The 14,022-nt window shown below is 72.5% G+C and carries 14 protein-coding genes; 10 read left to right on the top strand and 4 right to left on the bottom strand.

Annotated features, from left to right (window positions below):
• Positions 1-64: 64 nt before the first annotated feature.
• Both ElP_RS31500 and ElP_RS31495 read right to left on the bottom strand, forming a co-directional pair.
• Complete coding sequence (locus ElP_RS31500; RefSeq protein WP_145277032.1) at positions 65-2,221, bottom strand: xanthine dehydrogenase family protein molybdopterin-binding subunit; 2,157 nt, start codon at positions 2,219-2,221, stop codon at positions 65-67.
• 3 nt (positions 2,222-2,224) lie between these two features.
• Entirely contained in the window at positions 2,225-2,875 is a 651-nt protein-coding gene (locus tag ElP_RS31495; RefSeq protein ID WP_145277029.1) for a (2Fe-2S)-binding protein, read from the bottom strand.
• Positions 2,876-3,233: 358 nt separating this feature from the next.
• Between ElP_RS31495 and thiO the strand changes: the two genes are divergently transcribed.
• The 4 genes from thiO to ElP_RS31480 all read left to right on the top strand — a co-directional run bounded on the left by thiO (position 3,234) and on the right by ElP_RS31480 (position 5,248).
• Complete coding sequence (gene thiO, locus ElP_RS31490) at positions 3,234-4,385, top strand: glycine oxidase ThiO (RefSeq protein WP_145277027.1); 1,152 nt, start codon at positions 3,234-3,236, stop codon at positions 4,383-4,385.
• A 95-nt stretch (positions 4,386-4,480) separates the two neighbouring features.
• The gene (locus ElP_RS31485) at positions 4,481-4,807 is read left to right on the top strand and encodes a retroviral-like aspartic protease family protein (protein WP_145277025.1); all 327 of its coding nucleotides are present in this window, start codon (positions 4,481-4,483) and stop codon (positions 4,805-4,807) included.
• Entirely contained in the window at positions 4,768-4,914 is a 147-nt protein-coding gene (locus tag ElP_RS38930) for a hypothetical protein (protein WP_197446523.1), read from the top strand. The genes ElP_RS31485 and ElP_RS38930 overlap by 40 nt, the downstream gene beginning before the upstream one ends.
• Positions 4,901-5,248, top strand: a complete 348-nt coding sequence (locus ElP_RS31480) for a hypothetical protein (RefSeq protein WP_145277023.1) — start codon at positions 4,901-4,903, stop codon at positions 5,246-5,248. The genes ElP_RS38930 and ElP_RS31480 overlap by 14 nt, the downstream gene beginning before the upstream one ends.
• Before the next feature lie 129 nt (positions 5,249-5,377).
• On the opposite strand, the gene ElP_RS31475 is transcribed toward ElP_RS31480, so the two are convergent.
• Positions 5,378-7,138 (bottom strand): hypothetical protein, encoded by a 1,761-nt coding sequence (locus ElP_RS31475; protein ID WP_145277021.1) that lies wholly within the window; start codon positions 7,136-7,138, stop codon positions 5,378-5,380.
• Positions 7,139-7,390: 252 nt separating this feature from the next.
• Here ElP_RS31475 and cyaB point away from each other — a divergent pair, with 252 nt between their 5' ends.
• Both cyaB and ElP_RS31465 read left to right on the top strand, forming a co-directional pair.
• Positions 7,391-7,975 (top strand): class IV adenylate cyclase, encoded by a 585-nt coding sequence (cyaB, locus tag ElP_RS31470; protein ID WP_231749335.1) that lies wholly within the window; start codon positions 7,391-7,393, stop codon positions 7,973-7,975.
• Positions 7,972-8,325: a hypothetical protein gene (locus ElP_RS31465; RefSeq protein WP_145277017.1), complete on the top strand. Its 354-nt coding sequence runs from the start codon at positions 7,972-7,974 to the stop codon at positions 8,323-8,325. Before cyaB ends, ElP_RS31465 begins: the two co-directional genes overlap by 4 nt.
• A gap of 72 nt (positions 8,326-8,397) precedes the next feature.
• Here the strand turns inward: ElP_RS31465 and ElP_RS31460 are convergent, their stop codons facing one another.
• Positions 8,398-8,991, bottom strand: a complete 594-nt coding sequence (locus ElP_RS31460; protein ID WP_145277016.1) for a pyridoxamine 5'-phosphate oxidase family protein — start codon at positions 8,989-8,991, stop codon at positions 8,398-8,400.
• A gap of 151 nt (positions 8,992-9,142) precedes the next feature.
• Here ElP_RS31460 and ElP_RS31455 point away from each other — a divergent pair, with 151 nt between their 5' ends.
• From ElP_RS31455 to ElP_RS31440, 4 genes are all read left to right on the top strand, one after another.
• Complete coding sequence (locus tag ElP_RS31455; RefSeq protein ID WP_145277014.1) at positions 9,143-9,703, top strand: hypothetical protein; 561 nt, start codon at positions 9,143-9,145, stop codon at positions 9,701-9,703.
• 92 nt (positions 9,704-9,795) lie between these two features.
• Positions 9,796-11,910: a molybdopterin-containing oxidoreductase family protein gene (locus ElP_RS31450; protein WP_145277012.1), complete on the top strand. Its 2,115-nt coding sequence runs from the start codon at positions 9,796-9,798 to the stop codon at positions 11,908-11,910.
• A gap of 262 nt (positions 11,911-12,172) precedes the next feature.
• Positions 12,173-12,787: a BON domain-containing protein gene (locus tag ElP_RS31445; RefSeq protein ID WP_231749334.1), complete on the top strand. Its 615-nt coding sequence runs from the start codon at positions 12,173-12,175 to the stop codon at positions 12,785-12,787.
• A gap of 204 nt (positions 12,788-12,991) precedes the next feature.
• On the top strand, positions 12,992-13,945 hold the full coding sequence (locus tag ElP_RS31440) for a cation diffusion facilitator family transporter (protein WP_197446521.1): 954 nt from the start codon (positions 12,992-12,994) through the stop codon (positions 13,943-13,945).
• Positions 13,946-14,022: the final 77 nt, after the last annotated feature.

Raw genomic sequence — 14,022 nt, 5'->3', positions numbered from 1 at the left:
TCATCGCTCGTGTCTCATCGCATCGGCCCGACGGCTCCGGCGACCGGTCGCCGACGGCGGGGGATCAGGCCTTGGCCAGGGCGTTGAGGACGTTCCAGGGGGACATGGGGAAGCTGGGGACGCGGGTGCCGAGGGCGTTGGCCACGGCGTTGCCGATGGCGGCGGCGGTGGCGATCGTCGGCGGCTCGCCGACGCCGATCACGCCCCGCTTGCGCATCTGCTCGTTGTCGAAGGGGATGATCTCGATCTCCGGGATGTCGCTGGCCCCGGCGAGCTTGTAGAGCTCCATGTCGGGGTTCAGGGACAGGCCGGTGGTCGGGTCCATCACGAGTTCTTCGAAGAGGCCGTAGTTGAGGCCCATGATCACGCCGCCGTAGACCTGGCTCTTCCAGGTCAGGGGGTTGAGGATCAGGCCGGTGTCCTGCACGGCGACGATCTTGTTGAGCTTGACCACGCCGGTCTCGACGTCGACGGTCACGTCGGCGAACTGGCAGCCGGCGACGCCCTGGGCGGTGAGCCCTTCGAGGTAGCCCTCGGTGACGTTGACCGGCATGGTGCCGAGCTTGCGGCAGGCCTCCTTCCAGGGGACCTCGCGCTCGCCCTTGACGAGGATGACGCCGTCGCGGGCCTCCAGGTCGCCCGGCTCGGCGTCCAGGGCGCCGGCGATCTTGGCGAAGAGGGCCTCCCGGGCCTTCAGCGCGGCGTTATACGCCGGGGGGGCCATCGACGGGGTGGTGGTCGAGCCGCCGGAGGCCTGGCCGGGCGGGAACTGGGAGTTGCCGATGTTGGAGGTGATGTCGGTGGTCTTCAGGCCGAAGACCTCGGCGGCGATCTGGGCGAGGATCGTGCGGCAGCCGGTGCCGATGTCCTGGGTGGCGCTGCGGATCTCGACCGAGCCGTCGGGGTTGACGATGCAGGTGACCTGCTTGTCGGGCCGCCCGCCGCCGCCCCACTGGTGCAGGGCCATGCCGAAGCCGCGCTTGAGCGGGCCCTCGGCCTTGGCGTTGTCGGCCCGGCTCTTGCGCCGGTCCCAGCCGATGGCCTTGCTGCCCAGCTCGACCTGCTCCTTGTAGACCTCGGTCCGGTTGACCGGGTCCCCGGCCCCGCTGGGGACGATGTCCTCCTGGGCGAGGCTCTTGAGGCGGACCTGAAGCGGGTCCATGCCGAGCGTCTCGGCCAGGTCGTCGACGGCGAACTCCATCATGGCGCAGCCCTGGGGGTGTCCCGGGGCGCGCATGGCGCGGGCGTTGCCGCCGTTGACGCGGACGTCGACGTGGACCCGTCGGCTGTTGGGCACCTCGTAGACGTAGGGCAGCGGGAAGGCGGCCCCCCGGGAGATGCCGCCGGTGCCCTGGGTCTCGGCCACCAGGGCGGTGATCTTGCCGTCCTGGTCGGCGGCCAGGGTGATCTTCGCCGAGGCGCTGGGGCGGTTGCCGGCGGTGAGGTGCTCCTGGACGCGGTCGAGGAACAGCCAGACGGGCTGGCCGGCCTTCTTGGCGAGCTCCCCGGCGGTGACGCCCCAGCTGTCGGCGCCGAACTTGGAGCCGAAGCCGCCGCCCATGACCTCGGTGAAGACGGTGACGTTGGGGGCCGGGATCTCGAAGGCCCCGGCCATCTCGGCCTCGACGCCGTCGACGTTCTGGGTGCTGGCCCAGACGGTCATCTTGTCCGGGCCGTCCCAGCGGACGACCTGGCCGTGGGTCTCCAAGCAGACGTGGGTGATGACCGGCAGGGAGTAGTGCCCCTCGACCTTGGCGGCGGCCTGCTCCAGCGCTGCGTCGGGGTCGCCGTCCTCCTGGGCCCGGCCCTCCTGGGTGTTGCCCCGGGGGGTGAGCTTGGGGGCGCCCTCGGCGAGGGCCTGCTCCTCGGTGGCGGCGTGGGGGAGGACCTCGAAGTCGATCTTGATGGCGCGGCAGCCGTCCCGGGCGAGTTCCTCGGTCTCGGCGGCGACGGCGGCGATCTCCTCGCCGTGGTAGCGGACGGTGGCCCCCTCCTGGGCGATCAGGTGGACGGCCTTGACGCCGGGGATCGACTCGGCCTCGGAGGTGTCGATCTTGGTGATCTTGGCGTGGGCGTGGGGGCTGTGCAGCACGACGGCGAAGAGGAGGCCGTCGGGCCGCTCGTCCGAGGGGTACTTGGCTCGGCCGGAGGCCTTGGCCAGGCCGTCGAGCCGGGGGACCTCGGTGTGGATGACCTTGGTGGTTTCGGGCCAGGTCGCCATGGCTCAGGCCCTCCCGTTCTGCATGGCCTTGGCGGCGTCGAGGGCCGCCTGGAAGACGCCGATGTACGTGCCGCAGCGACAGATGTTGCCGTCGAGCCCCTGCTTGATGTCGTCGATGGTCGGCTCCTCGCCGGGGTTCTTCTCCAGCCAGGCCTGGCAAGCGGTGACGAAGCCCGGCGTGCAGTAGCCGCACATCAGGGCGTCGTTCTGGTGGAAGGCGTGCGGCACGCTCCCCTCGGCGGTCTCGAAGCTCTCCAGCGTGCGGACCTCGTGGCCGGTGCAGGAGATCGCCAGGGTGGTGCAGGAGTAGACCGCGTCGCCGTCGAGGATGACGGTGCAGGCGCCGCAGCTGGCCCGGTCGCAGACGCGCTTCGGGCCGGTCACGTCGAGCCGGTTGCGGAGCGTATCGAGCAGGGTCGAGCGCGGCTCGACGGTGACGCTCATCGCCTCGCCGTTGACCTGCAGCTCGATCGGGCAGGAGCCGGAATAGATCTCGACGCCGTCGACGGTCTCGACGTCGGCTCGGGCCTCGTCGGCGGCCGATCCGGCCAGCGCGACGCCGGCGGCGGCCAGGCCCGAGCCCCGCAGGAAGTCGCGGCGGCTGTGGCCCGGTCGCTCGACGGCGTCCGGGGCCTTGATGTCTTCAGGTGGCATCGGGGGGGACCTCCCTGGGGGGCGATGGCGTCTCGCGTCGCATCGCGTCGCGGAAGATGCCGACACGGGGCGGCCTCGGTCGACGGGCGGGGTGGGGCCGCGCAGTGTGCACTATGGTCGGCCGATCGGCCGTTGGCAAGGGCCCAGGTCGAAACCCGGGGCCGGGAGGGGGAACCCTCGCCGGGTCGCCTAGGAGGGGGGAGGGGGACGGCATGCCGTCCCGGGGAGGGTGGGGATGGATCGGGGCCGGCCGGGCGAGCCCCGGCCTCGCAGGCCGCTCGACGCTCGCCCGCCCCGCATCCCCACCGGATCGGCGCCGATCGGGCCGTTCTGCTAGGATCGACTCGAAGGAGGACCGATGCCCGAATCGAAGTCGCACCCGGATGTCGTCGTCGTCGGCGGCGGCGTGATCGGCCTGTCGATCGCCTACCTGCTCGCGCGGGAGGGGTTGCGGCCGGTCGTGCTCGACCGCCGGGAGCTGGGACGGGAGGCGAGCTGGGCGGGGGCGGGGATCATCGCCCCGGGTTCGGAGATCCCCCAGGCGCTGCCGATGGCCAGGCTCCGGACCCGGAGCGCCGGCCTGTACCCCGAGTGGTCGGAGCGGCTCCGGGAGGAGACGGGCATCGACAACGGCTACCGACGGTCCGGCGCCGTCGACGTCGCCTTCGATCCCAAGGGGGAGAACGACCTGATGGCCGCCGCGGGCCGCTGGCGGGCCGAGGGGATCGCCTTCGAGCGGCTGGAGCCGAGGGACTTCGACCGGGTCGAGCCGGCACTGAGCCCCGAGCTCCGGGTTGCCTACTTCGTGCCCGACCGCGCCCAGATCCGCAACCCCCGGCACTTGCGGGCGCTGGCCGACTCGGCCGGGCGGCGGGGGGCGAGGCTCCTCCCCGGCGTGCCATGCACCGGATTCGAGGTCAGCGGCGGTCGGGTGATCGCCGTGAAGACGCCGGCGGGGCCGATCCCCTGCGGCTCGGCGGTCGTCTCGGCGGGGCCGTGGACCGGGGATCTGCTCGGCTCGCTGGGAGTCCGGGTGGCGACGCCCCCGGTGAAGGGGCAGATCGTCCTGCTGCGGTCGGAGCGGCCGGTCCTGCGGCGGATCGTCGAGCTGGGCAGCCGGTACCTCGTCCCCCGGGACGACGGCCGGGTGCTCGTCGGCGCCACCGAGGAGGACGCCGGCTTCGACGCCCGGCCGACCGCCTCGGCTTCGAGGGACCTGATCGACCTGGCGATCCGCCTCTGCCCGGTGCTGGCCGACTCGGCCGTCGAGGCCACCTGGGCCGGGTTGAGGCCCGGCAGCATGGACTCGCGGCCCATCATCGGGGTCGTCCCGGGGTATGAAAACCTGATCGTGGCCGCCGGCCACCGCCGGTCGGGCTTGCAGCTCTCGCCCGCGACCGCCGAGGTCGTGGCGGACCTGCTGCTCGGGCGCCGCCCGTTCGTCGACCTGACCGACTTCCGCCCCGACCGTCCGGCCGCCCCGCCGGTGCCGGAGGCCTTCCGGTCGTGAGCCTCCCTCCGGCCCGGGTCGCGGAGTTGGCCGAGGGCGGATCCTTTCCGATCGCATGGCCGAGTGGGAGTCATCGTCTCGAAGGAGGCAAACCGATGGAGACGGAACCGGTGGGTCGAGCCGTGACCGAGGCCAGGATCGAAAACCTCGAGGATCTCTGGGCCGTGAAGAAGGGAGTGATGACCCCGGACGAGGCCCGAGCCGAGACGGTGCCCGATGCCCTCGTCGACACGGGAGCCACCCTGCTCTCGTTGCCGACCGAGATGATCCGACGCCTCGGCCTCTCCCGGACGGGCACCAGGCGGGTCCGGAGCAGCTCCGGGGTCGGCGAGGCCGGCATGTACGAGGCAGTCCGGCTGACGATCGGGGCCGGAGTTGCACCATGGACGTGCTCGAAGTCCCTGACGGGACCCCGGCGCTGATCGGCCAGTTGCCGCTGGAGCACCTGGACTTCGTGGTCGACCTCCGCAGCCGGACGCTCATCGGCAACCCGGCGCACGGCGGCGAGCACATCTATGAGCTGTATTGAGATGCACCACAAAGGCTATGACATCATCTACGCCGAGCCCGGCGAGCTCGACGAGGCCCGTTGCCGCGTCTGCGGGACGGCCTGCGACGCCAGGCGAGACGTGCCCACCGCCGCCGGCCTGGCCGAATCGATGGCCGGCTCGAAGCGGCGGCGGGACGTCTTCACCTGCCCCCACGCGGCGACCGAGTGGCACGTGCTGGCGCTGAAGCTCGTCCAGGAGATCGAGCGTACGCCGAGCAAGCGCCTGGCCGAGCTGATGCGGCTGGACCTCCGCGACCTCCTCTCCGAGCATGTCCCGGACGACGCCCGGCACGCGCCGGAGTGGCTCGGCTGATCCTGGAGCCGTCGTCGGAGCATGGTCCGACGACGGGCTTCGGGAGGTACGCCCGGGGGACGCCGGACCCTCGCCGATCGGAGGAGTCCCCCGGGCCTCGATCCCCGAGTCCATGGCTGTCGGGCCGGATCAAGGGCAGCCCGAGGGGCCCCGAGGCGGGCCCTCGGATTCCCCGGGCAGGGCGAGGCAGCCCGGCGGCCTCCGCCGGGGCAGGAGGCCGGCCTTGGCCAGGCTGATCAGCGTCGCGACCAGGAACGAGAGCAGGCCGAGCATGATCTGGTCGAGCCCGGGGACGAACCGACGCAGGGCGAGATACCATCGGGCCCCGTAGAGGAGCGACCAGCCCGCCAGCAGGATCACCGCCGCCCGGGAGAACGGCCGGCCGCCGCCGATCGCCGCGTACGATCCGGACAGGCACGCCAGCGCCGGCAGGTAGCACGCGTCGGCCGCCGGCCCGAGCCGGTCGAACAGGTTGGCGAAGCCGCCGGAGAGCCAGGCCAGCCCGAGCATCGGGATCATCGCCAGGGCGAGGTCGCGCGACAGTCCGCCGAGATCCCCCGGCCGCAGGCCGAACCCCATCGCCGCGAGCAACGCCAGGTGGGCCGCGACGATCACCGGGAGCGCCCCCGGTGCCGAGTCGGGCATCGCCGAGGCGACCGAACCGATCGCGAAGGCCGAGGCGATCAGCCCTCGGGCCTCGTCCCGGCGCCGGATCGCCGGGATCGCCTGGACCAGCGATGCCAGCGCCAACGGCATCGGCCGAGCGGGGGAGAGCGAGTCGAGGTCCAGGGTCGTCGGCCCGACGACCGCCAGGGCCACCAGGGCCAGGGACAGGGCGTCGAGCCCGCCGGGGACCCGGCGTCGGATCGCCAGGATGTAGAGGGGCAGGGCGCCCAGCAGGGTGAGGAAGGCCGGGGTGCCCCCGAGCCGGCCCCGGAACTCGGAGAGGAACCGATGGTAGACCGGGTCCGGCCGGTCGTGGCCGAGCATCGCCAGGGCCAGCAGGCCGATCGGGGCCAGCAGGGCCAGGGTCGTGGAGACCCGGCCCGCCCCCTTGCCTCGGCTCGATCGGCCCAGTTCCAGCAGCAGGACCGCGCAGGGCATCAGGACGGGCACGAGGAAATAGGGACCGAAGATCGACCGGTCCTCCATCACGAAGTGGAACGACACGCAGAGCGAGTAGGACCGGGCGCAGGCCGCCGCGGCGAGAAGGCCGAACAGGACCCAGGGGTAGAGGGGCCATCGCCAGGGGCTGCCGTCCTTCTCGGCGTAGGGCGGGCCTCGCCTCGCCGCCGGCAGCAGGGCCAGGCAGGCCAGCCCCGCCATCGGCGAGAAGCCGAAGAGGGCCCACATCAGGCCCGGGTCGTCGGGGCGGCCGACCCGGGTCGCCAGGCCGATCGGGTAGAGGAAGAAGAGCGCGAGCATCAGGTGATAGGGCAGGCGATACCACGCCCTCAGCCCGAGCCCGAGCCTCCGGAGCACCGACTCGCTGACGAGCATGGCGAATCCGAGGCCGACCAGGTACAGCGTCCCCCCCGTCGCCGGGCTGCCGGCGAGCGTCTCGTCGAAGGCAACCGAGGTGGCCAGGAACATGAGGACGACGAGCAGGAGGACCGTCCTCACGTCGTCCCAGACCTTGCCCCGTCGCACCAGGAACACCGCCGTGGCCGCCAGCAGGAGGGTGTAGGAGGCCAGGCCGACCATCAAGGCCCCGGTCTCGACGGCCGGCCCCCTCGCGTCGAAGGAGGCTCGCAGCCCGAGGAAGACCAGCCCGGCGCTGATGACGTAGAAGGGGTTGCTCGTGTAGACCCATCGCATCAGGCCGCGAGGTCCCAGCCCTGGGCCCCGGAGTCGGGCCTGCTGCGGCGGTCGGGGGGCGTCGGCGTTCATGATCCTCAAGCCTCGATCGGTTCGGGAGACGGGTGGGAAGGCCCGATCGGTCGGTCGACCGCCCCGGGGGCTCCCCGCGTCCGGGGCCCCTGGGACAACTGTCGGATGTGTGGGGGAATCGTAGGAGGCGGGAGGCCCGAAGTCGAGTCCCGGCCGGGGGGGCGGTTGACCGGCCGGGGGGGGAGGGATAGGCTGCCGCGTATCCGCCCATCTCGATCCCTCATCATGCAGGCATGTTCCGGAGCATTGACGATGAGCCCGTTCGAGGTCGAGATGAAGTTCCGGGGGGCCGACCACGCGGCGCTAGCGCGTCTCCTGGCGGAGCTGGGGGGGCAGGCGGGGGAAGCGGTCGAACAAGAGGATATTTATTTGTCGCACCCGTCCCGCGACTTCCGTGAGACGGACGAGGCGCTCCGACTCCGCCGCGATGGGGCGGAGAACCGGGTCACGTACAAGGGGCCGAAGCTCGCGGGCCCGACCAAGACCCGGGAGGAGCTGGAGCTGACCTACGAGGCCGGCGCCGACTCCCTGGCCCGGATGGAGCGGCTGTTCGTCAACCTCGGCTTCCGCCCGGTGGCGACGGTGCGGAAGACGCGCATCGGCTACCGCCTGAGCTTCGAGGGGAGGCCCATGCAGGTGGGGCTCGACACGGTCGACGGCCTCGGGGTCTTCGCCGAGGTCGAGGCGATCGCCCACGGGCCGGCGGACCTTCCCGAGGCCCAGCAATACGTCCTGGAGCTGGCCGGCCGGCTCGGCCTGGGGGCCGATCAGGTCGAGGTGCGCTCGTACTTGCGGTTGCTGATGGAGCGGCTCGATCGAGGAGGGGCGCCGGCATGATCGGCCGGCTATCGCGCGTGGCCGCCCTGCTCGGGGCCCTGGCCGTCTCGTTCGGGATTGGCTGGGCGGTCGGCGGCCTGCAGGGCGAGACGAACGCCTACCATCGCCGATTTCTCGACGATCGGGCGCTCCTCAAGCCGATCCTCGCCGCCGATCCCGCGTTCTCCGGGGTCGAGATCGAGGAACTGTCGATCGGGGCGGCATCCCTGTCCGGGGAAGTCGATTCGGCCGAGGATCTCGACCGCCTCCGGGCCGAGGTCATCCGAGTCTTCGGAGAGTCCCGGGTCGAGGAGATCATGGACGGGGTCTCGGTCGACGAAGACGAGCGCCCGCAGACGCCCGGGCGCTGATCGGCCTGCGGAGCCGCTCGGCCTCGGCCTCGGGGTGCTGCCCGAGGGGAGCACGATAGGGCTCCTCCGGGCTCAGGGGTTGACCTCGACCGCCTCCCAGGGGGCCCTGCCGCCTGGTCCTCCGGGGCGGTGGTAGCGGATCCGGGCGTGGGGATCGGGGCGGAGGTCCAGGTGGTCGACCCGGTCGGGCTCCAGCAGCAGCAGGGCGAAGGTGGGCGGGGGGCGGTCGGGCTCGGGGGCCGGGACGCGGAACCGCCTGGGCTCGGCCCGGGGGGCGCCGGGGTCGGGCCAGGAGAAGCTCAGGCGGGTCGAGGTCGGCGCCTCCCCCCATCTCGCGAGCCGGGCTGCGGCCAGGTCGGCCTCGGGGTGGTCCTCGGCGACCAGCCGGAGCCGCCCGGCCAGGCGGAATTGCTCCCGGCTCTCCCGGAACAGCCAGCAGGCCTCGGCCCGGGAATCCTCGGCGAGCTGCTCGGCCTTGGCGCTGCGGAGATCGGTGGTGAATTCGAGCGTGTCGGCGCCCGGCAGGAACCCCCGGAAGACGACCGTCCTCACCGCCGGCGCCCCGTCGAGGGCGACGGTCGCCAGTTGCACCCAGCGAGAGGCCGGGTCGTGGCCCTGGAGGGTCAATGCCCGTTCGATCGCGATTCGCCAGGGGGGATCGTTCATGGGGCTATTCTGGGCGCGGGGCGATCCTCAGGCAAGCGGGCGAACGTCCCGGGGCCCGGGGGTGTCGGCGGGGATGGGGGGCTGTCACCCCCGGATCGGGGGGGCGGATGGGCCGGCATTCTCCTTGTCTCGGCCCTCGTGCTGTGCGAGCGTGGACCGGCAGGGAGTGAGGCGGGGCGACGACCCGGGCCTGGGGGCGTGCCGGATGTGGCGGTTCCGGTTCCAGATCGGTCAGATGATGATCGCGGTGGGGGTGCTCGCCGCGGACCTCGGGGCCGTCCGGGCCATGATCGCCGGCCATGGGCTCGAGTTGCGGATCGGGGGGGCCGTGCTGCTGCTGGCGTTCAACTTCGGGGGTTTGCTCGCCGTTCGGGGACGGGGCCGGGCCCGGGAGTTCTGGCTCGGCTTCCTCTGGGGGGGCGGCATCGCGGCCGGGTCGTACCTCGCGGGCCGGTCCTCGCCCGGCTCCCCGCTCGGTGAATTCTGGTACGGCTACCATGTCCGGGCCGAGCGCCTCTGGTGGCCCCTGGTGGAGGCGACGTTTCGGGCGTCCGGTTCGGTCCTGGTCGAACTGCTTTATGTGTCGATGCTCACCCTCACCTGGATCCTCCCGATCGTGGGAGCCGCCCTGGCCGGCGGGATCCTGCTGCGGTCGGTCCGGGATGCCGAGCGCCGGGGGCCCGAGCCCCCGGTCCGGCCGATCGCCTCCTGATCAGCTCGGATCTCCCGGAGTCGACTCCCGGCTCGGGCCTTCCCGACCACGGGGCATCGAGCCCTCGAACTTCCCATCGGAGACCGGCCCCCTTGGCTACCGCCCCGCTGACCGTCGTCAAGAACGTCTGCCCGCTCGACTGCCCGGACACGTGCAGCATGGTCGTCACCGTGCGGGACGGCGTCGCGGTCGACCTGAGGGGTGATCGCGACCACCCGTTCACCCGGGGGTTCCTCTGCCAAAAGATGGCGAGGTACCTCGACCGGGTCTACAGCCCCGATCGGCTGATGCACCCGATGCGTCGGGTCGGCCCGAAGGGCCCGGGCCGGGGGCGGTTCGAGCGGATCGGCTGGGACGAGGCGATCGACCTGATCGCCGAGCGGTTCCGGTCCGTCGCCGGGTCACCCGACGGGCCGCAGGCGATCCTGCCGTACAGCTATTACGGCACGATGGGGAAGATCCAGGCCGAGAGCCTGGACCGCCGCTTCTTCCACCTCCTCGGCGCCTCGAAGCTCGACCGGACGATCTGCGCCACCGCCGGGGGGGTGGGCTACGAGTACACGATGGGGGCCGGACGCCTCGGCGCCGACCCGATGGGGGCGGTCGACTGCCGGCTGGTCATCAACTGGGGCTCGAACACGGCGAACACCAACAGCCACCTCTGGAGCCTGATGATCGAGGCCCGCAAGCGGCGGGGCGCGACGATCGTCACCATCGACCCCTACAGGAGCCCCACCGCCCGACGCTCCGACTGGCACCTGCAGCCCCGCCCCGGCACCGACGCCGCCCTGGCGCTGGGCCTGATGCACGTCATCTGGCGCGACCTTTTGCAGGACCAGGACTACCTCGACCGGGGCACCGTCGGGGCCGATCGGCTCCGAGATCGGGCCTTGGACGAGTATCCGCCGGATCGGGTGTCGGAGATCACCGGCGTCGCCGCCGAGGAGATCGAGGCCCTGGCCCGGCGGTATGCGACCGAGCACCCGTCGCTGATCCGGGTGAACTACGGGCTCCAGCGGCACGGCGGGGGCGGGATGGCCGTCCGGACGATCGCCTGCCTGCCGGCGATCGTCGGCGCCTGGCGCCATCGGGGCGGCGGCGTGCTGCTGTCGACCAGCGGCACCTACGGGCTCAACTCGATGGCCCTCACCCGCCCCGACCTGTCCCCTCCCGGCACGAGGTCGATCAACATGAATCGGCTGGGCGAGGCGCTGCTCGGCGAGCTGCCCGGCCCCCCGGTCCGGGCCCTGTACGTCTACAACTGCAACCCGGCCGCCGTGGCGCCGGACCAGGGGAAGGTGGTCGAGGGATTTCTCCGAGAGGACCTGTTCACCGTCGTCCACGAGCTGTTCCCGACCGACACGGTCGACTACGCCGACGTGGTGCTGCCGGCCACCTCGCAGCTGGAACACGAGGACATCCACACGTCCTACGGCCACCACTTCGTCATGCACAACCCCCGGGCGATCGCCCCGATGGGCGAGAGCCGGTCGAACGCCGACGTCTTCCGGGCCCTCGCCGCCCGGCTCGGGTTCGCTCCCGAACTGTTCCCGGACGACGAGACGCTGATGCGTCAGGCCCTCGACGGGGGCCCGGCCCTGGCCGGCATCGCGCCGGATCGGCTGAAGGAGGCCGGGTCGATCCGCCTGGACCTCCCCGACGACTATCGCCCGTTCGCCGACGGCGTCTTCCCCACCCCATCGGGAAAGTGCGAGCTGTACTCGGCGCGGATGGAGGCCGACGGGCTCGACCCGCTGCCCTCCTTCGTCCCGCCGCACGAGGACCCTCAGACCCGGCCCGAGCTTGCCTCCCGGTTCCCGATCCAGCTCCTCAGCCCGCCTCGGCCGCAGTTCCTCAACTCGACGTTCGCCAACTCCGAGTCCCACCGCAAGGCCGCCGGCGACCCGACGATCGAGCTCTCGGCCGAGGACGCCGCCTCGCGGGGGATGGCCGAGGGGGACTGGGCCGAGGTCTTCAATGACCGGGGCCGGTTCGTCGCCCGGGTGGCCCTGACCGGGGCCGTGAGGTCGGGGTCGGCGACGAGCCCGGGCATCTACTGGTCGAGGCTCGTCCCGGGGGGCTCGGGAGTCAACGCCACCACCTCGTCCGCCCTCACCGACATGGGAGGCGGCGCGACGTTCTTCGACAACCTCGTCCAGGTCCGGAGGCTCGACGGCCCGCCGCCGTCGTCGCCCCTCGATCGCTGACGACGACCCCGGCCGCAACGGCCCCCCGGGGCCGTTGCGGCCCGCCCTCCGACACCCGGGGGGGACCTGGCATGGGGCTTGCGGTGGATCAAGCGTCGAGCCCGGCCCACCACGACACACACCTCTCGAATCGGACAATCCGGCTCGACTCCGACCCGAGCGATGGGTATTGATGCTTCGTCCTGCCCGGCCCGTCGGGAGGCGACCCGTCGCGATCGAACCCGGACCCCGAGCCTGCATGATGAGAAAAGAGGATGCGACGATGCGGACCCGCACGCGATTCGGCGCCGTGACCTGCCTGACAGTGACCCTCGCCGGGATGCTCGTGCCGGCCTCGACCGGGAACGCCCAGCTCCTCCGGCCCGACGGCCCGGCGGAGCAGGTCGGGGAGGTCGTGGGCGGGGCGCTCGACACGGCCGGCCGGGCCGTCGAGCGGGGCCTGAGGACGGCCTTCGCCCGGACCAGGGGGGCCGTCGAGTCGATGGAGGTGATCGCCCGGGTCTACAGCCGACTGCACTGGGACAAGCAGCTGGCCGGCTCCCGGCTGTATCTGGAGTCCCGGCCCGGCGGCGTGGTCTTGCTCCGGGGGAGCGTGCCCAGCGCGGAGGCCGCCGATCGGGCCGTCGCCCTGGCGGCGTCGACCTTGGGCGTCTCGCAGGTCGTCAGCGAGCTGGTCGCACCCGATCGGGCGGAGGTCGTCGTCCCCGGATCGGCCTCCCCGGCCGACCCGACGGTGCGGCCCCCGTTGCCGGAGGTGGAGCCGGAGCCCGAGCTCGATCCATTGCCCCGGGTCACCCCCGACCCCCGGCCGGCGCCCGCGCCCGACCCGATCACCGACCCCGTGCCCTCCCCCACCGTGCGGCCGCCCATGCCCTGAGCGTCTGCCCGAGGATGGGGGCCGCACTCGCCCGCCCGCAGATCACGCGGGCGGGCGGCGTCCTCTCCGGATCCGGTTCCGGGTCGGATTGAGGTTCCGAGACGCGCCGGAACGGGCGAGAATCGTTCCGATCCCCCCGAGGGGCGGGGCGACGCCGGGGTTGGTCGGGCCGGGGGGGGGACGCATGGTGACGGGCGGGATCGGATGAGGCGGCAGGGCGGTGGGGACGAGGGGCCGCTGGCCCAGCGGGAACGGTCCCGGGCCGCCTTGTATCGCGAGGTGGTCAACGCGGCCGTGCTCGGCCTGGCGGTCAACACCGGCCTCGGGCTGGCGAAGCTGGCCGGGGGGCTGGTCGGCCATTCGTTCGCGCTGGTCTCCGACGCGGTCAACTCCCTGGGAGACGTGGTCACGTCGCTGGTCGTCCTGTTCGCGCTGCGTTTGGCCCAGCGCCCGCCCGACCCGGAGCACCCCTACGGCCACACCCGGGCGGAGGCGATCGCGGGGCTGAGCGTCTCGTTGCTCGTGCTCGGCTCGGCGCTGCTGGTCGGCGCCGAGGCGATCCGACGGCTGCCGCTGGCTCACGAGGTCTCGCCGGGCTGGACGCTCTGGATCGCCGGGGCGAACGTGGTCATCAAGGAGGTCCTGTTCCGCTACAAGATCCGGATCGGGCAGCGGACCGGCTCCCGAGCCCTGATGGCCCACGCCTGGGACCACCGGGCCGACGCCTTCAGCGCCCTGGCCGTGCTGGTCGGCCTGGCGATGGTCCGCTGGGGGGGGCCGCGCTACCTGTTCGCCGACGAGTTGGCGGCGCTGGTCGTGGTGGCGATCATCCTCCGATCGGCCTTCTCCCTCGTCTGGGACAGCGCCCATGAGCTGATGGACGCCCAGGCCGAGGGCGCCTTCGTCTCCCGGATCGAGGCCGAGGCCCTGGCCGACCCGGATGTGCTCGGGGTGGAGACGCTCTGGGTCCGGAAGTCCGGGCTCGAATTCTTCGCCGATCTCCACCTGGAGATCGACCCGGGGCTCACCATCGCCGAGGGCCACCGGATCGGCCATCGGGTCAAGGATCGCCTGCTCCGGGCCTTCCCCACGCTCCGGGACGTGCTCGTGCACCTCGAGCCGTCCCCGCACTTCCCCGATCACGCCCCGGCCGAGTGACGAGGCTCGGGGCCGGTTCGGCCCGACGACCTGAACCCGGGGGCGGCTCGACCTCGACGAAGATGAGCAGGCCGTCC

The organism is Tautonia plasticadhaerens (assembly GCF_007752535.1).
GTDB lineage: Bacteria > Planctomycetota > Planctomycetia > Isosphaerales > Isosphaeraceae > Tautonia > Tautonia plasticadhaerens.
The sequence above is the reverse complement of the archived record's forward strand: the minus strand, read 5'-3'. Positions and strand labels throughout refer to the sequence as shown.